General features: G+C 33.8%; 17 protein-coding genes. 9 read left to right on the top strand and 8 right to left on the bottom strand.

The genetic code is table 11. From position 1 onward, the window contains the following. The first annotated feature begins 29 nt into the window (after window positions 1–29). The 4 genes from B5X51_RS13515 (at window position 30) to B5X51_RS13500 (ending at window position 3,529) form a co-directional block, all read left to right on the top strand. Window positions 30–1,370 (top strand): AAA family ATPase, encoded by a 1,341-nt coding sequence (locus B5X51_RS13515; protein ID WP_079721726.1) that lies wholly within the window; start codon window positions 30–32, stop codon window positions 1,368–1,370. Between the two features lie 2 nt (window positions 1,371–1,372). Beyond that, window positions 1,373–2,251: a DUF4435 domain-containing protein gene (locus B5X51_RS13510; RefSeq protein ID WP_079721725.1), complete on the top strand. Its 879-nt coding sequence runs from the start codon at window positions 1,373–1,375 to the stop codon at window positions 2,249–2,251. Between the two features lie 61 nt (window positions 2,252–2,312). Continuing rightward, the gene (locus B5X51_RS13505) at window positions 2,313–3,179 is read left to right on the top strand and encodes a hypothetical protein (RefSeq protein ID WP_139374897.1); all 867 of its coding nucleotides are present in this window, start codon (window positions 2,313–2,315) and stop codon (window positions 3,177–3,179) included. A 71-nt stretch (window positions 3,180–3,250) separates the two neighbouring features. Beyond that, on the top strand, window positions 3,251–3,529 hold the full coding sequence (locus tag B5X51_RS13500) for a hypothetical protein (protein WP_079721724.1): 279 nt from the start codon (window positions 3,251–3,253) through the stop codon (window positions 3,527–3,529). A 105-nt stretch (window positions 3,530–3,634) separates the two neighbouring features. Here B5X51_RS13500 and B5X51_RS13495 read toward each other — a convergent pair whose 3' ends face one another. The 7 genes from B5X51_RS13495 to B5X51_RS13465 all read right to left on the bottom strand — a co-directional run bounded on the left by B5X51_RS13495 (window position 3,635) and on the right by B5X51_RS13465 (window position 13,697). Next, window positions 3,635–3,988: a hypothetical protein gene (locus B5X51_RS13495; RefSeq protein WP_079721723.1), complete on the bottom strand. Its 354-nt coding sequence runs from the start codon at window positions 3,986–3,988 to the stop codon at window positions 3,635–3,637. A 1-nt stretch (window position 3,989) separates the two neighbouring features. Then, entirely contained in the window at window positions 3,990–4,283 is a 294-nt protein-coding gene (locus tag B5X51_RS13490; protein ID WP_079721722.1) for a hypothetical protein, read from the bottom strand. Between the two features lie 44 nt (window positions 4,284–4,327). Next, on the bottom strand, window positions 4,328–6,640 hold the full coding sequence (locus tag B5X51_RS13485) for a hypothetical protein (RefSeq protein ID WP_079721721.1): 2,313 nt from the start codon (window positions 6,638–6,640) through the stop codon (window positions 4,328–4,330). Between the two features lie 275 nt (window positions 6,641–6,915). Next, the gene (locus B5X51_RS13480) at window positions 6,916–7,176 is read right to left on the bottom strand and encodes a cyclic-phosphate processing receiver domain-containing protein (protein WP_176132767.1); all 261 of its coding nucleotides are present in this window, start codon (window positions 7,174–7,176) and stop codon (window positions 6,916–6,918) included. Window positions 7,177–8,514: 1,338 nt separating this feature from the next. Continuing rightward, complete coding sequence (locus B5X51_RS13475) at window positions 8,515–9,264, bottom strand: hypothetical protein (protein ID WP_079721720.1); 750 nt, start codon at window positions 9,262–9,264, stop codon at window positions 8,515–8,517. A gap of 718 nt (window positions 9,265–9,982) precedes the next feature. Next, the gene (locus tag B5X51_RS13470) at window positions 9,983–12,967 is read right to left on the bottom strand and encodes a sensor histidine kinase (RefSeq protein WP_079721719.1); all 2,985 of its coding nucleotides are present in this window, start codon (window positions 12,965–12,967) and stop codon (window positions 9,983–9,985) included. Then, complete coding sequence (locus tag B5X51_RS13465) at window positions 12,945–13,697, bottom strand: LytR/AlgR family response regulator transcription factor (protein WP_079721718.1); 753 nt, start codon at window positions 13,695–13,697, stop codon at window positions 12,945–12,947. Before B5X51_RS13465 ends, B5X51_RS13470 begins: the two co-directional genes overlap by 23 nt. A 381-nt stretch (window positions 13,698–14,078) precedes the next feature. Between B5X51_RS13465 and B5X51_RS13460 the strand changes: the two genes are divergently transcribed. The 4 genes from B5X51_RS13460 (at window position 14,079) to B5X51_RS13450 (ending at window position 18,919) form a co-directional block, all read left to right on the top strand. After that, entirely contained in the window at window positions 14,079–16,001 is a 1,923-nt protein-coding gene (locus B5X51_RS13460) for a tetratricopeptide repeat-containing sensor histidine kinase (protein WP_079721717.1), read from the top strand. Between the two features lie 165 nt (window positions 16,002–16,166). Further along, window positions 16,167–16,295 (top strand): hypothetical protein, encoded by a 129-nt coding sequence (locus B5X51_RS16060; protein WP_262506835.1) that lies wholly within the window; start codon window positions 16,167–16,169, stop codon window positions 16,293–16,295. A 117-nt stretch (window positions 16,296–16,412) separates the two neighbouring features. Then, on the top strand, window positions 16,413–18,074 hold the full coding sequence (locus B5X51_RS13455; RefSeq protein WP_079721716.1) for an acetolactate synthase large subunit: 1,662 nt from the start codon (window positions 16,413–16,415) through the stop codon (window positions 18,072–18,074). A 488-nt stretch (window positions 18,075–18,562) separates the two neighbouring features. Continuing rightward, window positions 18,563–18,919: a BfmA/BtgA family mobilization protein gene (locus B5X51_RS13450; RefSeq protein ID WP_079721715.1), complete on the top strand. Its 357-nt coding sequence runs from the start codon at window positions 18,563–18,565 to the stop codon at window positions 18,917–18,919. Between the two features lie 75 nt (window positions 18,920–18,994). Here B5X51_RS13450 and B5X51_RS13445 read toward each other — a convergent pair whose 3' ends face one another. Further along, a complete protein-coding gene (locus B5X51_RS13445; RefSeq protein WP_079721714.1) occupies window positions 18,995–20,098 on the bottom strand; it encodes a Fic family protein in 1,104 nt (367 codons plus the stop codon). A 793-nt stretch (window positions 20,099–20,891) separates the two neighbouring features. Between B5X51_RS13445 and B5X51_RS13440 the strand changes: the two genes are divergently transcribed. Continuing rightward, on the top strand, window positions 20,892–21,185 hold the full coding sequence (locus tag B5X51_RS13440) for a helix-turn-helix domain-containing protein (RefSeq protein ID WP_079721713.1): 294 nt from the start codon (window positions 20,892–20,894) through the stop codon (window positions 21,183–21,185). Window positions 21,186–21,350 lie beyond the last annotated feature (165 nt).

Raw genomic sequence — 21,350 nt, 5'->3', positions numbered from 1 at the left:
TTATCAACAGAATTTTTATATAAATAATAATGAAAATTAAAAAAATTTTAATTGAAGATCTTTTTGACACTTTTACACACCGAATTGATTTTAACCAAAATAATAGTATTACTCTTATTTTAGGAAGAAATGGACTAGGTAAAACTGTTGTCTTAAAAATCATAAAATCTATCTTCGAAGGTGATTTTTTTCAAATTGAAAAAATAGACTTTTCAAAAATCTCTATTCACTTTGAAGACAATACAACTTGGCAATTTGAAAGAAAAAAGGGGGAGAATTCAAATAAAACTATAATTCTTACTAGTCACAAAGGAGAAGAAAAAATCCATTCAATGGATTTTGCAGCGGTTAATGAAAATCTCGAAAAAGTTGCTAGAACTATAAATCAATATATTCCTGGCCCTATTCGCAGAATGGACTCTGATGAATGGTACGATAGAAGATCCGAAATTCGATATACTACAAAGGAGCTAATAAATAAATACAGAGATCACCTACCTCCAGAAAATTTAAAGGAAATTTTCTTAGTACCAGATTGGTATTCTGAAAAAATCAAAAATTTGAAAGTTGCTCTCATTGAAACACAACGTTTGTTGACCTTGTCTAAGGATAATGATGAATTTAGGTATAGAGGACGGGATCGAGACCATAATATATATAAAAATACGGTCGAAGAATATTCTGAACATTTAGTTGATGAAATCCATAATCAATTAGCAAAATCATCTGAATTGTCCACAAAATTGGATAGGACTTATCCTAATAGACTTATTAACCGATTAAAAAATTTAAAACAAAAAATAAGTCAGGAGGATCTTAATGAAAGCCTCAAAAACCTAGAGTATAAAAGAGAGAAGCTGCATGAGGTTGGACTACTGGACCTACAAAACCAACCTCATATTGATATTATTGATGAAGAGCAAGATGATAAAATAAGAGCTGTATTTCAAGTTTACATTGAAGACAGTCAACAAAAATTAGAGGTTTATGATGATTTAGCTGATAGGATCGAACTATTCTTAAAAATTGTTAATGAACGTTTTTTAAAGAAAAAACTTTCTATATCTAAACAGGAAGGATTTCACTTTGAATCTACTAAAAACGGAAAATTAATACCTCTCAAAAATCTTTCGTCAGGAGAGCAACATATTTTAGTTCTTTATTATGAACTTTTATTTAAGCTAAAAAAAGGCACTTTACTACTAATGGATGAGCCTGAAATATCTCTACATATCGCTTGGCAAAAAAAGATAATCAATGATTTACAAGAAATCCTTAAACTAAATCCAATGGAAGTAATTATTGCCACACATTCTCCTGCAGTTATTGGCAATAATTGGGATCTTACTGTGGAATTAAAGGAAGAGTAGTAATGAGTCTAAAGGAAGAAATATCTCCAGAAATTATTGCCAATATGATTTCTATGGATTCAATAAAGGAATACTATATCTTGGTAGAAGGCGAAAAAGATTTTACGTTTTATTCTAAATTTTTAGACGAAGATTTATGCTCCTTTGAAATTTCACAGGGAAAGGAAAATATTATAGCAGCTATAAAAATCCTAAATTCAAGGAAAATTGAATCTAAATATTTTGCAATAGTGGATAAGGATTATGATGATATTTTAGAAATTCAAGAGGTTGAAAATATCTTGAGGACAGATGCTCATAGTCTAGAAACAATGTGCCTTTGCTCTGATTCTTTCGTTAATTTTTCTAGAGAATATTTTGATGAAACAAAATTGAAAGAAAAATCCTTCCAAAATTCTTATCAGTTAGCAGCTCATATATTAAAGCTTTCAAAGCCATTATCTCACTTAAGAATTATAAGCAATATCCATAATTATAATTTTCAGTTTAAACCTAACAATAGACTAAATGAAACAAAGGAATTGGACTACACGAAATTTATTTCTAAGTCTACTCTAGAGTTTTTAGGACTGGATAATTTATTGGAAACTATTAAAAGATATCGTAATCAAGGCCTTCAAATAACAAATACAGAACTAAAAGAACGCTTGAGTGCTTTAGATTTAAACCAATATGATCTTTATCAAATTTCTCATGGTCACGATATTTCTAAGATAATAGTAATAGGGTTACAAAAAGCTTTGGGTAAAAATTCGTCAAACAAAGCGACTACCATAGAAGTCGAAAGAGCAATGCGATTAGCATATACAAAAGAAGATTTTCACAAAACCGAACTCAAGAAAAAAATCGAAAAAATAAATTTTAATTTAATTTCACGATAATATCTTAATTAACAGTTAATTCAGTAATTGATGAAAAGAAATTAAAAAATTAAAAAATCTTATGAAATTCGTTTCAACAACAGCATTAGCAAAACAGAACAATTTAGAACCCCAGGAATTATTTAAAATACTTTGTGAAAATGACTGGATGTATAAAAAAGAAGGCACTTGGATTCTTACCAAGAATGGGAGAATTGCAGGCGGAGACACAAAATACAATCCAAAATTTGGAGAGTATATTGTTTGGCCTGATACTTTAGATTATAATAAAAGTGTGGATTCCTCATCGACAGTGAATGCTTCTAAAATTGGAGAGCATTTTAATATCTCGAATCGTAAAATTAATCTCTATTTAGCAGAATTAGGATGGATAGAGAAAGACAAAGGTGGATGGGTTAGCACAACCGCAGGAGTAAGAAATGGTGCAAAACAAATGGAAGCTAGAAATGGAAAACCTTATATAATCTGGAGTGAAAGTATTTTAAATAATAAACACTTAATACGCGAAATTAAAGAAGGTGCAGGTGATGTTGAGATTCAAGCTCAAGATAAGGAAGTTGAAAAGAGTGATGACTTTAGAATAAAATACCCTGCAAATCTAAGGACACCCGATGGGCATTATGTTAGAAGTAGGGCAGAACTTCTTATTGATGATTTCCTATATAAAAATAGGATTGTACACGCGTACGAGAGAAAACTAAATATTGATGAAGATATGTATTGTGACTTTTATATTCCCTCTCAAAAAGTATATATTGAATACTGGGGATTGGAAGAGAACGAAAAATATGCTGAGAGAAAGAAAATTAAACAGGGTCTTTATGCAAAGTATAATTACAAGTTAGTGGAATTAAATGATGAAGATATTTTAAACCTTGATGAGAGGTTAGCTGCAAAATTGAGAAAACATAATATTGTTGTGGACTAAAATGTACCAAGCACCCATTATAAGATCCGCTTTAACAAACAGCAGAAAGTTTAAAAGCAGGTTTATTTTAAATGAACTTAGAAATAACTCACATCCAGGGCGGCATGCTCGAATTGGAAAGGACAGGAATATATCCTGAATACCTGCTTTTCAACCTGCCCGGTACTAAGCAAAGATGGAGAGTAAAGATTAAGAAAAAACCACAAAACGGAATTTTAAAAAGTAAAGGAGTGGTGGTCTATGAATATAAATTCGACGACCACTTTTGTAAAATTAGAAGGGTCAAGAGTGATGGATCTTTCTCTACCTGGAAGGAACCTGAATTTATGAGTATTGAAATGCGAGATTAAATAAAATTATATAAAACCTTTTTGCTACAAATAATCAACCTGACTTCCGGTGAAAAGTTTGGTTTAATGTTGATTCATCTATAAGATTATAGCTTTATTTTCAAACTAGCTAAGCCTTCTCTTCACACTGTCATAAGCTTTTAACACGAATAAAACAGCGAACAATTGATAGATCAGTGAAAATAAAGCTATAAAAATGTTACTCCTTGTCCAGGTAGCAAAAAATGTCCAAAGCCATAAAATGCCTGCAGCCACAATCCAGACTATAATAGAGCCATCACCAGTATTTAGCATCACTGCAAAAGTTAAGCAAAACAGTGAAGCTATACCTCTTATAATAACACCAATCCCAAAAATATTATGATCATATTTTTCCTTGGCAAAAGACCAGGTATAATATCCAAGGCCGAAAAATGCAAGTATTACTAAGATTATTCCAATAATTATTAATGCTGTCATTCTACTTACTTTTTATTTGTTCTTCGTAAATTTTCAAGTTGTATTTTTTGATCTTATTGGGAATGGCAAAAAACTGGTTTATTGGCCAAATAAGAAGTAAAGATATTGGAAGAATACTGGCAAATTCACCAGTCGAAATCATAAAGATATGAGCAAATATCGGCAAACAAACAAACCAATATAATAATTGCATTTTCCATTTACCCACATATGCATAAGGAGCTTGGAAAATGAAAAATAAAATATATGCTTGCTGTTTAGACAGTAATTTTGCTTTGAGAGAATTTGTATTCATATGTTTTAAAAATTTAAATTTAGCAACCTAATAGATTGTTTAGTTTAATTGTTCTTTAATACTTTAGAAGCTTTTAATAAATCCTCTGTAGACATTGCTCCATTGAGCGCAGATTCCATCTTTTTTGCCTCTTGTTTATCCTTTTCCATGCTCTGCTTTAAAGACGCAACCAAGGTTTCAAATCGACCTAAGAATTCATGGTCCAGTTTTTCATTTAACTCATGTAGGAAAGTTGTTTTGGCTTTAATTTTTTGAGTTTTTAAGATACTGACAAATATATCTGTCCCAAGATTCACTAATTTCATTGTCTGGGCAGAATCCAATTTGGTTTTTTGTTGAATTTTGGATGACAACTGAAATCTCAATTTTTGCATTCTATCAGAAATAAATAGCTCCTTTTTTTCACCACCCAATTCCGCCATTTTTTCTAGGAACTCTCCATTAACCAAAGATTCTGTGTAGCTTAAAAGTTCAAGCTTAAGCTTCATCTGGTAGTACTGGTCGTTCAAATAATCTATGTTATTATCTGATACAGTAGGAATTGAAAATGTTTCTGAATCAGAAATGCCAACCAAATTATTTTGAAAATTAACCGATTTCTTAATAAGATCTTTTGCGATTCCCAGTTCCAGAAAATTCTTAGAAGCTGCCGACAATTGTCCTATACCTTTACTAAAAATTTCAAACTGCAGTTCAAAATCTTCAATTCTAATCCTTTGTTCTTCAATCCTTAATTTATTCTCCTCCCGCTGGTTTTCAATTTCTTTTAGTCTGTTCTCCAGCTTTCTTAGTATGTCTTTAAATCTTAGCAGAGTTTCCTCCTCCTGGTTTGTATTATCCACATAAACCCTGTATTTAGTTCTTATGGGTTCAGTTATTCTTTCCCAATCGGACAATTGTTTTTTATAATTGGTTTTTGCTGTTCCAAACGAGATTATATTATGAAATGGAATAGGGATATCGGGTTTATTAGCATTTACAAAATTATACTCCCAGTGAATTTCTGATATTAAGTCTTCATACCTTAATATCTCGCTTTCACAGATTGTTATTCCCTGATTTTTATCTTCTATTTCTGAAATAAGTTGTTTCCTTTCTGCAGCCAGTCTTCTGTTTTCACTGCTTAATTCCGCAATAGTGCCTTCCTCTACCATCTTGGAATAGGCATCTTTTAATTTTAGATTATATATAATGTTTGCTTCATTTATAAACTTTTTTACCGCAGGAATTAAAACCCCTTTTATCCTCGAGTGGATTTTTGCTAATCTTAACAGATCTTCAGCTATTATTTGGGCATCCTCTTTGAGCCCGAGTTTCATGGCTTCTATATCATGCTTTAGCTGTGCTACGGTTTCTTCTGCATTTTTCCTTGTTTCAGAAATGCTGAGGAAAGCATCAAAAGCGAAGCCAATAGCAGCAATTGCAACCTCCCCTTTTACTTCTCTCCTAGAAATTTGACCTCTTCTTTTTTGAGTTTTTCCAAGTTTATTTAGTGCATCATCAACGTGACCTGCACCGGCATCCTTTAGTCGGAGCATTTCTTTGTGATAATCGTTATTAAATATTTGCAATTTTTCTCCGAAACCATCAAATGCTAAATTTACTTTTCCCCGAAATTCTTCTATATCGAAATATTCTATTTCAGAAAAATCAAATAAATCTGGATGAGAAGCTTTCTCATTATCTCCAATAATTTCAGTCACTAATTGTGTAACCTCTTGTCTAAAATTTAGTAGTTCATTACGTAGAAACACAAAATCATCAATAAGATCTAAATTTGCCTGTTTAGCAAATTCATATTGGCTTATTAGCCTACCGTATCCATTATAAATTCTTTTAGCATAATTAAAAGTGTCTTTCACCTTTGTCATCCCGGTAAGGGAGAAATTATCCTTAGGAACATATTTATCAATGGCGAGCTTAGTTTCATTTATGTCAGCAACAGCATCTGTCTTTCCTATTAATTCTATAGCCCCATTTAAGATTTCTGTTTTTTGATCAAACTTATTTAGATCCAAAATATCATCACTGGTTGAAGTAAGACTTAGGTTTGCATCGGAAATTCTATTCGGATTGTAAACTAGTTTATCTCCTGTATTTTCAAAAAAACATTCTGAAAGGGCATTTTGAAGAACCGGAGAATGTGTTTGAGAATAAGCTTCTTTTATTAGGGCATTTACTATTCTACCATCTATTAAATTTAATTCTGGAATTTCATCATTTAATTGCTTTACAAGTTCTCTCCGAAGTAGAGATTGATTGTTCTGACTTAAACCGATAGCAATTTTTTGTATACCACCTATAATTTCAGGAATTAAATCTTGATTTTCTCCTAAAACAATTTCGTTAAATTTCATTAAGAAGAATTTAGTTTAGTTACTATTAGATATTTTCGACCACGAATGATGAGAAAGGGAAGCAGAAGAATTTGCAGGTCTGCATCTTCCAAGGACCGCCATTTGAGAAATTAGAGTGTCATTTTTTGTTATGCCACAAGTTCTACATTTATAAGTTGCCATAGGTTTGGATTTTCTTAGGTTAATTAGAAATTTTCCTAAAACTAAATTTTATGTTAAAACAAAAAAATAGCATTTAGTTAACGTATGGATCTTATAAGTAATCGTAGGAAATTTCAACTCTTTTTCAAAAACTGAATATAGTTGCTCAACAATCCCCTTATCTGCTCCGCCGCAAAAGGATTGGCTGAATGAACTTTAAATTGCAAGCTCTTCAGTTCGAGTTCCGATTCATACACCAGCCATTTTACCGCTGCATATCCATCCGGGGCCACTTCCCCACTTTCATCCAGACCGAAATCATTATCAAAGCTGATAAATTCCGGAAAGCCGTTTTGTTTTATGTACTTTACGAAATCAGCATAATTCCTTACCACAGTAAACTATCTCGGGGCAAGCCCACGAGGCATTCGTTGGAAACAAATTTTTAATTTCAAGGCAAGCCTCGGAGTATTTCACCCTTTGCCGGTGCCAATAAAATCTTTGGCTACAGTTTTATCATATACCATCTCTGGGGTACGGATACCATCGAGAAATAGTTTTTTCATATTTACATCTTATAGTTCATAATAATCTTTCTTTCAATTCTAAAATCAGAATAAGATTCCGCTTCGTCCTTTAATTTTCTTTTACCCCTACATATTAGAAAAGTCACAGACTGAAGCGGATCTATTCTTAACATTAAACAACACGAAGCAATTAACTTCGCAACTTATATTTTCAAAGATGCAGGGAGAATACGCCAAGGTATGACGTGAGAAGGATGATTTTTTTTTCTAAGACTAAATAATTTTTGAATAAAGAAGACCGGGATTTAAGTATTTTCAGGTATAAACCTATGAAATTCCAAGGCTGGAGCGACTTTATAAAATATCTATTTAAAAGTATAGCAAAAAGGAATAATACCAAATTACATTCCGTCATCATTAATGGTTCTATTGTACCATTTTATCTAAATTGCTTTTAAGAGAAAGCAAAATCTAACTAAAATGCTTTCTTTAAAAAGCAAATCCTTGCATTGAAAAAAGCATAAACCGGTATTAGAATAAAAAAAATCGAAGTAGGTTTTTATATTTTATCTGAATATCAAAATCTTATATAATCTATTGAGAAAGAAAAAATTAAAAAGATTAGAGAAGTGACTTCTACTGTAGCTTCAAAGAATAATACGACCCTACTCATAATATTTACTTTGAAAACAACCCCAATAAAGGTGTAGCCGCCACTAACTCTAATTTTTAGTAAAACTAAATTTTATGGTAATTCGAAAAATATTCGTTTAGTAAACGTTTGGGATCTTTAAGTTATCGTTAGACCTCTAGTTTTAGGGTAACGGAAGTGTCTTTATTCTTAATCGAAGTTATTCTCACGGCTTGCTCAATGTCGTAACCCAGCAATGCTAAACGATCTTTTACCAGTCTTGCACCTTTAGATTTAGAATTACCGCAGTGCTTTTACCTTTATGGGAATTAAGTCGTCTTATTTTCTCAACTTTTTTACCTGCCAATTTAAGACCTCACTGGTGCAAGAAGTATTATCTTAAAAATATCTACTCAACTTCCAGATCGATTTTTAGCCCCACAAATGTTGCATCTATATTAGTTTTAAATGATATAAATGCGGAACTAAAATTGAAAAAAAAGGTAAATGATATTATCAATTGTTTCTACCATCTCTAATTTTCAAAATTATTGAGATGGGAATTGAATATGATCTTAAATAGATTCAACTATTTCATCCTTTCTGGATTCATGAGCATTTTTTAATGAAACTCTCAGTTTCTCGGCCATCGGGGTAAAGGAAAAATATGAAACTCCCCCCGAGACCAACCCGCTCACTATAGGGATCACTTTGCTAATACCTTGATTTATAGTTTTTTTCGTAATCTTTAAACCAACAAATCTGGCAATGTTTTTTCTTAGCATGTAATAAGCAGTTTCAGTTAATGTTTTACCTGGTACTTTTGAAATCGTTTCAGAATTATGATCTTTTGATACTTCCAGGACAGCTTTGTCTGCTCCTTCTACCTCATACATCACCCCTATAAATAATGTCAGGTGGTGAACCAGATCATCATCCATATAATCAGAACCATCATTTTTAAACTGAGGATAACCATATAAAAAAGCTAATTTCTGAGCTAATACTATTACGTGGTAATAGTACTGAGCTAAATCTGCAGGTATTGTTGCAACCATAACCAAACCACCCGGCATTCCTGTTAGGGTAGAAATTCCCGTAACTTTGAACGTATGCTCCTGTACTACGCTTCTCACTGTTTTTTCAAGCACCACTTCCGGTATTCCCGCTTTAATTATAGAAGTATCTTTGGCTTTTTCTATTTGTTCAACAGTGCAATACTTTTGAAGGTTTTTCTCCAAAAATTCAACTCTATTGACTCTTGCACCCGGAATATTTAAGGATTTATTTAAAATTTTGTAATATATAAGATTTCCGTCTTTCATAGTATTTTTTATTAAGAATTGATTAGTATTGGTGAACGGTGTTCATCTTTAAATGATGACCAATATTCTATTGAAACATTGCTAATACGCTTAAAATAAGAAACCTATAAGGAAACTTATATTTTTTTTAATATGTTTAACCTATTTTTAGGTGAACTTGCGGTTTGTTGGCATTTTTTAAGAGGGGCAAGAGCGATTATTTATTAGAAAGAAAAAAAACTCCGACTTTTCAGCATTTTTTTAAACTTTTAAAAGGTGTAAATAAAAAATGAAATATGGCAGGAAGCCACTTAAGCCGGTTCAACAGGGAATTGTAGATTTCAGATTTTCAGCACTTCTATTTGCAGGTTGGGGTTGCTCTTAGATACAAAACCAGAAAATTAAACCGACATTTCCGCTTAATGTTCGCTGGAATGAATGCATTAACAGACACACCCTGCAGGAATAAAACCTGTTATATCTTCTAAAACACATCAAAAAGCAGATTTAGCAATTATAGGATAAATAGCCGCATTAACAGCCTAAGAAGATATTAAAAACAAAAGAAAGTCCCGCATATTTACACCTCCATCGTAGGATTGACAGCAGCCCGTTATCTCCTGACCGATTATAAGGCAGGAAGGTAATTTTATTTCTGATTTTTAGTAAATTTAGTCAGATACATTTAGATTATTGGCTTCAAAAGATGTAGTAAACGTATGGAATCTTAAAGTTATCGTTAGACCTCTAGATTTAAGGTAACGGAAGTGCCTTTATCTTTTTCGGAAATAATTTGTACGGTTTCTTCAACATCGTAACCTAATAAGGTAAGACGTTCTTTCACCAGGCTTACACCTTTAGAGTTATGTAATTTATTAGTTGAATATTTAGTAAACCCAACCCCATTATCTTCAATTCTGCATTGCAAAACACCTTCTGAAAGCAGCTTAAAAGAAACTTTTAATGTCGGGTTGTACACACCCGGCGGAAAAGCATGAACGAAAACATTTTCCACGAAGGTTTGTAATAACATGCTAGGGATTTCTAACTCATAAGGATCAATCAAAGGATCTGTTTTAAATATCACCTCAATCTTATTATTAAATCGCGTATTTTCAACCCGGATATAGGATTGCAAATATTCAATTTCTTCAATCAATAAAATAGTTGGCTTGGTACAATGATCCAGGTTTAGCCTGATTAATTTTGAAAAATCACCTAAGAATACCGAGGCTTTATCTATATCACTATCCATAATATAGTACTGAATAGAATTCATCGCATTAAAGATAAAATGCGGATTCATTTGGGCCAGTAAAGCTTCCATTTTGGTTTCTTCAAAACGCTTTTGAATCAATCCCTTTTGTGCTTCAAACTTTTTGATCTGTCTTATTTGAAATTCATAAAAGCTATAAACTACCATAATTATAATACTTATGATAATAACAAGGAACCACCAGGTTTTCCAAAATGGTGGAAGCACTGTTAAATTCAGCAAGGCTTGGGTATAACTTAAACCGGTACTCTCATCTGATACCTTTACATCTAGCTCATAATTATCTGTTGGTAAAGACGGCAGGAATATTTCGGGTTTGGTAGATGAAAGACTCCAGGGCTCATTATCGTTTAACCGGTATTGATATTTCAATTTATTCGGATAAGGATGAGCGTTTGTACTAAATTTAAGCAATACTGTATTCTCGTTATGCTTCAATTTTAGCTTATCCTTTTCGACAAAAGATCCTAAAGAAAATTTATTGTTATTGATGAAAATTTCTTTCAGTCTTATCTCATCTACCAAAGTATTTGTATCCCTAACCGCAACAAGATCTATGATGTAATAACCGTTATTGCTTCCTATTGATAATGTATTTTGATTTACCTCGGCACTCAATAAAGGCTGCTCCAGCCCCTGTTCTTTATCTAAAAATACATACCTACCGTTATTGTAGAGCGTTAATCCTTTTTCAGTTCCAATAATTAAAGTTCCCTGGTAATTCTTTAAAAAAGAAATGGAGTTTCCCTGGATTTTGGCCCGGGGTATTTTCTTTTTAATTTTAAATGGCCCATCATCATTAACGATAAACACATCCCCAAATTCATTTGAAATGGCGAGATTATTCCCCAAAACTGTAATGTGCTTTAATTTTTTTTCGCTCCAGATACCATTATTGAAATAGGACTTAAAGCTCCCGTTCTCCCATACATACAGACCAGAAAAAATAGATAAAAAATAGGTTTTGGCACCCATTTTCAAACTACCTACAACCATGGTAGGGGTTTGATCGTGTTCTTTTTCAAAATGAGTATAATGAAAAAGGGCCAAATCATTATACACCCTAACTCCGCCGTAAGGATTGGTTTCTATAAGATTTCCGGAGGGGGTAAAATTAATTTCTTCTGAGTGCAAAGGTAAATAACGATCCAACTTTCCAGATTCATTTATAGCAAACACTCCGATATTCGTATTTAGCCAATAGGTATCTCGAGAGACTTTTATATCATAAAAATTGATATCCTCAGCCTTTGTAGAATAATCCAGTTCGTAGAAATGGTCCTTATGTTTAGGTAAAGGTAAGTCGGTATTCAAAACATAATTTTCCTGCCATTTTTTAAGTTGTGATATAGTAATTTTCTGCTCATTTCCGGCTATTTTTAAAACAATACCATCGTTCAATAATACTGCGGAAGTTTCTTTTGTTTTCGCAAAACCAAGAATATTCTTGCCTGGAATCCCGTGAATTTTAATTTGAGGGTTTAAAGCGATTTCAAATAATCCGGCATCCCGGGTTCCTGCATATAATTTTTCGAATTTGGAATCATAAGCCAGGGATATTACCTCCCGGCTGGGTATATTAAATTCTACAGCCCGGGATATTAACCGCTCATCTACCAACTCATAAATTCCTCCGTTAGTATCGTATATGCCCCAGGCCGCCGCAAATATTTTATGATCATTTGTTTTAGCATAATCCCAGATAATGGAAGTTCCAAGTTTTTGTATTGGCACAGAATCCTTCGCACTCAAATAAGCAGGAAGAGAACTTTTAGTAAAGAAACCTTTATTACTGCTATAAATACTATCACGATCCATTAAGACGGAATAAATGAATTTATGATCATTTACACTAGCTAAAGCAGTTTGCTTGTCCTTATTTAAGATTCTGAAGATTCCCGAACTATATGTCACCACATAGATTTGGTTTTGATATTCAAAGAAATCCTGAACCCTAAAAAGTTCCTTTCCGGGAGGAGTCTTTAAAGAATTTACTTTAAAAGTATTTACGTCTATCAGGGAAACACCATCACTGGTTCCCACGTACATATAATTTCCGGAAGTAAATAGTTTGGTTATTTGGTTGTGAACCAAGCCATCCTTTTCTGAAATAATTTTGAATTTATATCCGTCATAGATACTAATCCCTTCACCGTAGCTGCCAAACCATAATTTGCCGTTTTTATCTTCTGCAATAGCCCAACAACTATTTTGAGCTAACCCATCTTCTTCAAAAAAATATTGAAATTCGTCATTTTCCTTTTTAACAACACCATTTTCAGTTCCTATCCATAGACTATTATTGCTGTCAACCAGTATTGATCTAACGGCATTATTTGGCAAATCTCTGGCTGCAGTATAATTGTTAGTGGGATAATTTTGAGTAAAGGCGAAATTAAACCATAAGAATGCTAAGAGAAATAGTTTAGTAATTTTGTAATATGGCATTGATAAACTCTTCTTCTTTTCGAAAGGAAACAGGAAGTTTCTCTCCATTGGTTAATTCAATTTCCTTGTTTGCCTTATAATATCTAACTACGTAATTTAAATTGATAACGTAACTTTTATGAATTCTTTTAAAGGAATTGGCCGGAAGTATTTCTTCTACAAATTTTAAAGTTTTCGAAGCTATTTTTGTTGAGCGGTCAATTTTTTTAATGCTACAGTAATTACTTTCTGCCTTACAATAAAGTATTTGATTGGTATGTATAAGTTCAAATCCTTCCAGGGTAGGAAAAGCAATTTTACTAACATTTTGATCATTCACATTTAGGTTCTCTAGCAATAAGGATAATTTTCTTTGGGCAAAATTCCCTTCATTTTTCTTTTCAAACTTTTTTATGGCTTCAGCTAATTCTAAATGATTAATTGGTTTCAATAAATAATCCAGTGCGCTACGCTTTATTGCTTTAATGCCAAATTTATCGTGTGCAGTGGTAAAAATGACTTCAAAATTTATAACCTCAAAATACTTGAAGAGTTCAAAACCATTCTTTTCAGGCATTTGAATATCTAAAAAAACCAGGTCGGGTTCGTGTTTTTTGATTGCAAGCACACCGGCATCCACCGAAATACATTTTTCGACAATATTAAATCTATTTGGAAAATACCTGTTCAGGGTTTTCTCAAGTAAACTTTGCGCATTTATTTCATCGTCTATAATTACTGCCTTAATCATAAAGTAAAATTACAATTAAATTATGAGTTGTTTAGATACTTATCGAATACCTTGGAACAAAAAAGTACTTATAACTAAACAAACCAATCACCCCATTTCCTTTCACTTCGCAAAAGCTGCGTTTCAGCAAAAGAGGTTCATTATAAATTGTCACGGACACGAGCCAAAAAGCTTTGAAAATATATCGATAAATAAAATGATTGAATAAAGCTTTTAAGCTCAAGTCCGCCTGGCAGGAAATTATCAAAAATTCATGTTTATTTTAGAAGATTAATTGAAGTGAATAAGCCCCTAATGATGCATTTATATCTACCAGGAATGGATACTTAATTTGATAAGCTAAGCCACCATTTAAGCGACTTTTTTATATATTTTCGCAGTATGCAAGCTCCCCGATTTATTCTAATCTTACTATGGACTATTTTCCCCCTTATTGGTTGTGATAAAAAACCCGTAAAGACTTCAAAAGAAATAAAATTAGGATCTGGAGAATACTACTTCAATAAGGCTATTAAAGGAAAGGAACCCTCTAAAATGCTTGCACATTTTAAAAAAGGCCTTGATTCTGCGGTGATCGAAAATGATACGATAGAATATTACCTGTTAGATGGGGTGATATATACATATAACCGACTTAAAGAATACGACAGTTCCATGGTCTATTCTGAGAAGATGATAGGAAGTGCCAGCGCTAATGGCAATACCTATTTTGAAGCCTTAGGGTACTATAGAAAAGCCATCATCCATCAATATTTAAATAATTATAAAGAGAAATATAGGAATGCCTTTCTATCCCGGAAACTGTTTCTCAGTATAGGAGATAGCCTGAGGGCCGGAAAAAGATCGCTGGAAATGGCGAATGCACAAAGTAGCATGTCAGATTATACAGGAAGTCAGGAAAATGCTGCTCTTGCGTTAAGCCTTTTATTAAAGACCAGGGACTCCTCCTATATAAGCAGCGCTCTAAATCAAATTGGCATTGCGAACCGGGAGCGTGGCTTTTACGAAGATGCCATTGAGAATTACGAGTCGGCACTTAAATATTCTATCTCAACTGAAGACAGCCTTACCTTTCTGAATAACATAGCCCTTGCATACAGAGATAATGGTAATTTTAATAAAGCAATTAAATACCTGAAATTGATCAACTCCAAAACTGAATATGCTGACGCGGAATCCCATGCCAGGTTTATAGACAACCTTGCCTATACTAAATGGCTGAATGACTCCACGACCAGTGTATTAGATAATCTTAGCCGATCTCTGGAAATGAGGCTAGAAAACAATGATCTAAAAGGCCTCACCTCCAGTTATAACCATCTTTCAGAATATTATTTGAATAAAGAGCCGGCCCGGGCTAAAGAATATGCCGTCAAGGCGTTGGAAGCTGCCAGGAAAAATGACAGTAAAATTTCAGAATTGAATGCTCTTAAATTTTTACTCAAAATTTCTGATCCAGCAGAATCTGAAAAATATATCCAAAGGTACCTTCATTTAAATGACAGTATTCAGGAAGCCGAATTAAAGGCAAAAAATTTCTTTGCTAAGATTAGGTTGGACGAGGAACAAAAGCAAAAAGAAATTAATGATCTCGAGGCTGAAACAATAAAACAAATACTGGAAGCAGAAGAACTTAAAAATCAAATCATTATTCTCTCTCTTGGAGGATTATTGCTGATAGTATCGGGTGGATTCGGATTTTTCTACCTGAGACAGAAACACGCAAAAGAGAAGATTCGCGAGACCCATAAAACAGAAACCAGAATTTCCAAAAAGATCCATGATGAGCTGGCCAATGATGTTTATAATGTGATGAGCAGTTTAGAAGCAATTGCGCCTGTAGCAACGATGGACAAAATTGAGCACATTTACAACCGTACCCGAAATATATCAAGGGAAAACAGGGAAATTAATACCGGAGAGGGATACCTCGATCAACTCGTGGCATCACTCTCTTCCATTTGTCCTAAGGATGCAAGACTTATTTTAAGCGGGGAAAAAACCATTGCCTGGAATGATTTAAATACCGAAAAGAAGCTTGTGATCTATAGAGTGCTGCAAGAGATAATGATTAATATGAATAAACACAGCAAAGCAAGTTTGGTGGCAATTATATTTTCTGAAGAAAAGAATTTATTAAAAATTCAATATTCCGATAACGGGCTTGGGGTTTCAAATGAAAGGCTTAAATCAGGAAACGGCATTCTAAATATGGAAAACCGTATTTCTTCAGTAAAAGGAAAACTTCATTTAGAAACTGAACCGGATAAAGGATTGAAGATATTGATCCAGATTCCAGTATAGTTTATCAGGGTGTTTGAAAAAGTTTCGGTTCCAGTCAAAAAGGTTCATTAAAATTGATCCTGAAAAAACGACAAAACAACCTTGAAAAATAAAAAAGGATAAAACTTTTAGGTCAATCCTGCCTGATAGATTAAGTCTCAGGATAGCCGTACCAATTAATTTGACTTGACTAAATTAAATGGAGATAGAAAAAGTCATTCGGGGTTTAAAAAGGAAATTGAAATGGGTTGGGACGGTCCGGACAGTTCAATGACAATGGATGGATTAATTGAATCCAGGTATATCGCTATATAGGCAACCCAAAAATTTTGAGTATATTGTACCAACGCTGCTAAATGCCAATGGTTTAGTACAATTACATATATCAAAACATGCCTTTTTGAATGGCATATATTAATTAAATTCTCTTTAATGAAAGCATCCGATGTATTTATAAAATCGCTTGAAAATGAAGGTGTTGAATATATTTTTGGCCTACCAGGAGAAGAGAATATAGATTTTCTGGAATCCCTTCGAAAATCAAAAAAAATAAAATTTATAGTAACTCGCCACGAACAAGGCGCTGGTTTTATGGCAGCGACTTATGGACGGCTTACCGGAAAGGCTGGAGTATGCCTCGCGACTTTAGGTCCTGGTGCAACTAACCTGGTCACACCCGCTGCCTATGGGCAATTAGGGGCAATGCCACTGGTTTTAATTACCGGTCAAAAACCGATAAAAACAAGCAAACAGGGTAAATTTCAGATTATTGATGTGGTTGAGATGATGCGCCCCCTCACGAAATATACCCGACAAATATCGCACGGCACAACCATACCCTCTATTGTGAGGGAAGCTTTTAGACTGGCTCAGGAAGAAAGACCGGGAACAGTACATATGGAATTTCCGGAAGATATTGCAACTGAAGAAATAGAAGCTCCTCATTTCTTTGATGTAGTAGACTTTAAAATCCCATTTGCGGGTACAAAAACAATAGACGAAGCGGCAAAGCTAATAAAGACAGCAAAAAAACCGCTGTTACTATTAGGTGCAGGTGCTAATCGCAAACGTGCCAGTGTTGCCCTAACAAAGTTTGTCGATGAACTGGGGATTCCGTTTTTTAATACTCAAATGGGAAAAGGGATTATAGATGAGCGGCATCCGTTATATCTAGGCACCGCTGCACTTTCTGATTTTGATTTTTTGCACGAAGCCATAAGTAAATCAGATCTAATTATTAATGTAGGGCATGATACCATAGAAAAACCGCCGTTTTTTATGCATCATAAGGATGATAGAAAAGTAATTCATCTTAATTTTTTCCCTGCACAAGTAGATGAAGTTTATTTCCCACAACTTAACGTGATAGGCGATATTGCAAATAGTGTCTCTCAATTAACATCGGCTTTAAAACCAAATGCAAAACAATGGAACATCGATTTTTTTCTTAAAATAAAAGAAAATGTTTCCTCGCATTTGGCAAAATATCAACAGGATGATCGTTTCCCAATCTTACCGCAACGTTGCTTAAAAATAATAAGAGACACGATACCTGAAGATGGGATTATAACCCTGGATAATGGAATGTACAAAATATGGTTTGCCAGAAATTACCCCGCTTACAGGCAAAATAGTGTCCTACTGGACAACGCACTGGCCACGATGGGTGCTGGTTTGCCTTCTGCAATAATGACCAAGGAATTATACCCAGATCGAAAAGTGATTTCCATTAACGGCGATGGCGGATTTATGATGAATTCGCAAGAACTGGAAACCGCTATACGAATGGAGCTCGATATGGTTGTCATCATTTTAAATGATAATGCCTACGGAATGATAAAATGGAAGCAAGAAGGAGAAGGTTTTAAAGATTATGGTTTAGAATATAACAATCCTGATTTTTTAAAGTATGCAGAAAGTTTTGGGGCAACCGGATATAGGCCAACTTCCGTTGAAAATTTTAAAGATATTTTAAAAATAGCCTTGAACGCAAAAGGAGTACAAGTCATCGATTTACCGGTTGATTATTCGCTAAATCATAAAATATTGAATGTGCTTTTAAAGGAGTATTCCAACACCCAAAAAAGGGAATGATGCCATAAGTTATGAATTAATCTCCATAATACTACGTAACAAATTTCAGTTGGAGATGATTAAAATTGTTAATCGTCTCACTTTATCCAAATTTCACTTCTGAAGTATCCCATATTACCAGTTCCATAAAGAAGCATATTCTTCATATTTTTATTTTATAGATTCCTCAATTATTCAGTCTTATTCCTATTATTAATTCCAAATATTTTCTTTTCAAATCATAAAAAATAGGATTCAGTTCTTACCTATTGAAAGCGCTATTAAATTCGATTTAATAGTTGAAGTTTTTGTCCCTGCGGGACGAAAAGGTAGAGCAAGAGGATAACCCGCAAAGCGATGTTAGATCTACCTTTTTTATTTTAATATACTGATTATCAATCGTTTAAAAAACATTAAAATATTTTGGAAATACGGATTTACTGGTTTTGGGCTTGAAACCCCTATAAAATGGTTCAAAAAACCAGTAAACCTTAAAAAAAGACTGAATTATGAAGGAGGTTAAAAACATTACTATCGAAAAGAAAATAGCCGAACGCTTTCAGCAATTTTCTCGAACGCATTACAAAACGCATTCGGAAGCTATGGCCGGAATGCTTGATTTTTTCTTCTACAATGAGATTTCTCCAAAAGAAAATTTTGGACCCACCGGCAGGCGAATTGAAAACATCATTAAGAAAAGGATCAATGCAGTGATAGCAATAACCAGGGATATGGAGAAGAATAAAGTAAACCCCACTTTGGCTATTTTACAAGCGCTGATGGAAGCTGCAGATCCTAAAAATAGTTACTCGAATCGGAAAAGGGACTATGAGCAAGATGATACCCATCCCGATTTTTATAAATAACAGACACTTCATGGTTTTTTGACTCAGGTATTCCTGAAAAGACTTCAACCTGAGAAAAAATTTCATTTTTTCCTGCTATATATTCAAATCGTATCTGGTGCTTCTCCCTTTTCCAATTCTGATCAATACCTCTTTCTCTAATAAGTCCTGCAGATCACGAGTAGCTGTAGCTCTTGACGTTCGGGTTAGGGAAACATATTTCCGGGTATTAATTCCTCCTTCAAATCCCTGCGGTCCAGCTTCAAGCATTCGCTTCACCAATTTCGTTTGCCGGTTGTTTAATACTCCCTTGTGCCTGTCAAAAAACTTTGTCTTTTTTAGAATGAATTGTAGTAACCCCTCGGTATCCTTTTGCGCCTCGAGACTGATACTAACAAAATAAAATATCCAATCAGTTATTTCATTAGATCGCTGCCCACGTTTTAAAGCATTATAATAGTCTTTTTTACTGGCTTCCATTGCCTTGGACAAACTCAATAGCACGGGTCTTGCAAAATACTGGGACAAAGCTTTTTCCGAGATCGCACGTCCAATCCGTCCATTCCCGTCCTCAAACGGATGGATGCTTTCAAAATAGAGGTGTGCTATAGCTGCCCTTATAATTGGTTGGGTTATTACCTTCTCTTTTTCCAGGGCTGTAGCATTAAACCACTTCAGGAAATCTTTCATTTCTTTTGGAATACGAGCCGATGGTGGCGCCTCAAAATGGATAATCTCTTTTCCCATTGCCCCTGAAACTATCTGCATAGGTTCAGTATGGGATCGCCATACCCCGCTTTCTATATTATGATTCCCCTTCATCAACATTTTATGCCATTTGAAAAGGCTGTCCTGAGTTAAGGGCTCCCGAAAACTTTTTTGAGCATAGATCATTAATTCAGAAATCCCCTGGGCTCGTTTATCTTTTACCGGCTCTTCTGGTATATTCAATCCTAAATTATTTTTAATAGAAGACATGACATCATTTCGACTCAAAAATTCCCCCTCAATCGCTGAAGTTTTGATGGCTTCAGCAACTAATAACTCAATTAAGGTATTATACTGGGTTTCTTCAGGGAGACCTTTCAGGATCCCATCAATCCTACCGGCACGTTCTGAAAATTTATACAAAAGAGGTTCCAGGTCTTTCGTTGAATATTTAAAATCTGGCCAGTCCGGTTGTTGCCAATTATATTTCATGAGTCAATTAATTAAATCAATCAACTCAAATATAGTTCTTTTATGAGTCAATTAAGAATTGACAATCAACTCATTTTTTATAAATAATTTACCGATCCAGATTTTAGTTTTTTTTCTTTTAAAACCTCTTTCCTGCCGCTTTCCCTTTTGCTGCAAAAGAAACAAGCTTTGAAATTAAACGGAGCGCATAAACCGACAGGCTATTTATAGCTCCTCTATAATTTCAAAGCTTGAAGCTGCAAGAGCATCAAAAGGTAATGCGAAGGCGCTGAAAGAAGTAAATGAAAATTAAGAACTAAAATTTTTCATCCCTCTCTACTTTTAGCCCTTTTTCGACATCAAAAAGGAAAATGCTCCAGATGAAAAAAGTAAATGTTTTTAAAGCCATCATTTTATTTAGTGTCTTTTGGTTGATTTTGTGATCTTGAAGGCTGCTTTTTAAGTTTAATATTATCAAAATATCCCAAATGGTATCAAATTTAATGTTGCCAAAAAATTCACCCTTAACTATTTTAAAATCAAAATATTATTTAATTTTAAAGAGCTGAAATACAGCAATTTTCGAAGTACTTACTTGTCCATATTTTTGATTTGACTTCGCCGACAAGAGTACGTATCTAAAAAATCATTCTTGGAATTAATTCCTTTTAAACCGGTATTGGTTTAAGGCAGATTGTTCAAAATATTTGTCCTGGGACAAATGTTTTTAAAAATGATTGCTTCCGGAAAAGAACAATTTTCGGAGGAGATTGCTATCGATTCAAAAAAAATGTAATGACAAAATGATGAAACCATGAAAGAAAACATGCATCCATTTTTAGTAAGTATGCATTCCCTGGAAACAAAAATAGAACAGCTCACCAGGGAATTCAGGATACGGCAGATCAAAGACCCCGGAATTATTCTACTGGATAATGCCGATTTTATCCAGCTATTCAAGATAAGTGCTAAAACAGCGCAAAACTGGCGGGAAGATGGCCTTATTGAATACGCACAGGTGAAGGGAAAAATCTATTATAGCCTGAAGGATATTAAAGATTTTATCACTCGGCATAGAAAAAACAGGCTCTGTTCCAATTCTTTGTGAAATGACTTCGGAAATATCAGTTCCCATTCAGCTTTTTATAAACGCACAGCAACAAGGCTATGCGAAAAAGCTGCAATTCTTTTTTGCTTTAAAATTGCTTTATAAATGCGGAAAAACTAAACTGGATGATGGGGAACTCTTATTTTTAGAATTAACCGAAGAGAT

Source organism: Salegentibacter holothuriorum, assembly GCF_900168045.1.
Classification (GTDB): Bacteria; Bacteroidota; Bacteroidia; order Flavobacteriales; family Flavobacteriaceae; genus Salegentibacter; species Salegentibacter holothuriorum.
This window is presented reverse-complemented; position numbering and strand designations above follow the sequence as displayed.

What these genes read in the sequence shown, in the direction of transcription:
- B5X51_RS13515 (WP_079721726.1), top strand. Translation starts at nt 30, where the DNA reads ATGAAAATTAAAAAAATTTTAATTGAAGATCTTTTTGACACTTTTACA.
- B5X51_RS13510 (WP_079721725.1), top strand. Translation starts at nt 1,373, where the DNA reads ATGAGTCTAAAGGAAGAAATATCTCCAGAAATTATTGCCAATATGATT.
- B5X51_RS13505 (WP_139374897.1), top strand. Translation starts at nt 2,313, where the DNA reads ATGAAATTCGTTTCAACAACAGCATTAGCAAAACAGAACAATTTAGAA.
- B5X51_RS13500 (WP_079721724.1), top strand. Translation starts at nt 3,251, where the DNA reads ATGAACTTAGAAATAACTCACATCCAGGGCGGCATGCTCGAATTGGAA.
- B5X51_RS13495 (WP_079721723.1), bottom strand. Translation starts at nt 3,988, where the DNA reads ATGACAGCATTAATAATTATTGGAATAATCTTAGTAATACTTGCATTT.
- B5X51_RS13490 (WP_079721722.1), bottom strand. Translation starts at nt 4,283, where the DNA reads ATGAATACAAATTCTCTCAAAGCAAAATTACTGTCTAAACAGCAAGCA.
- B5X51_RS13485 (WP_079721721.1), bottom strand. Translation starts at nt 6,640, where the DNA reads ATGAAATTTAACGAAATTGTTTTAGGAGAAAATCAAGATTTAATTCCT.
- B5X51_RS13475 (WP_079721720.1), bottom strand. Translation starts at nt 9,264, where the DNA reads ATGAAAGACGGAAATCTTATATATTACAAAATTTTAAATAAATCCTTA.
- B5X51_RS13470 (WP_079721719.1), bottom strand. Translation starts at nt 12,967, where the DNA reads ATGCCATATTACAAAATTACTAAACTATTTCTCTTAGCATTCTTATGG.
- B5X51_RS13465 (WP_079721718.1), bottom strand. Translation starts at nt 13,697, where the DNA reads ATGATTAAGGCAGTAATTATAGACGATGAAATAAATGCGCAAAGTTTA.
- B5X51_RS13460 (WP_079721717.1), top strand. Translation starts at nt 14,079, where the DNA reads ATGCAAGCTCCCCGATTTATTCTAATCTTACTATGGACTATTTTCCCC.
- B5X51_RS13455 (WP_079721716.1), top strand. Translation starts at nt 16,413, where the DNA reads ATGAAAGCATCCGATGTATTTATAAAATCGCTTGAAAATGAAGGTGTT.
- B5X51_RS13450 (WP_079721715.1), top strand. Translation starts at nt 18,563, where the DNA reads ATGAAGGAGGTTAAAAACATTACTATCGAAAAGAAAATAGCCGAACGC.
- B5X51_RS13445 (WP_079721714.1), bottom strand. Translation starts at nt 20,098, where the DNA reads ATGAAATATAATTGGCAACAACCGGACTGGCCAGATTTTAAATATTCA.
- B5X51_RS13440 (WP_079721713.1), top strand. Translation starts at nt 20,892, where the DNA reads ATGAAAGAAAACATGCATCCATTTTTAGTAAGTATGCATTCCCTGGAA.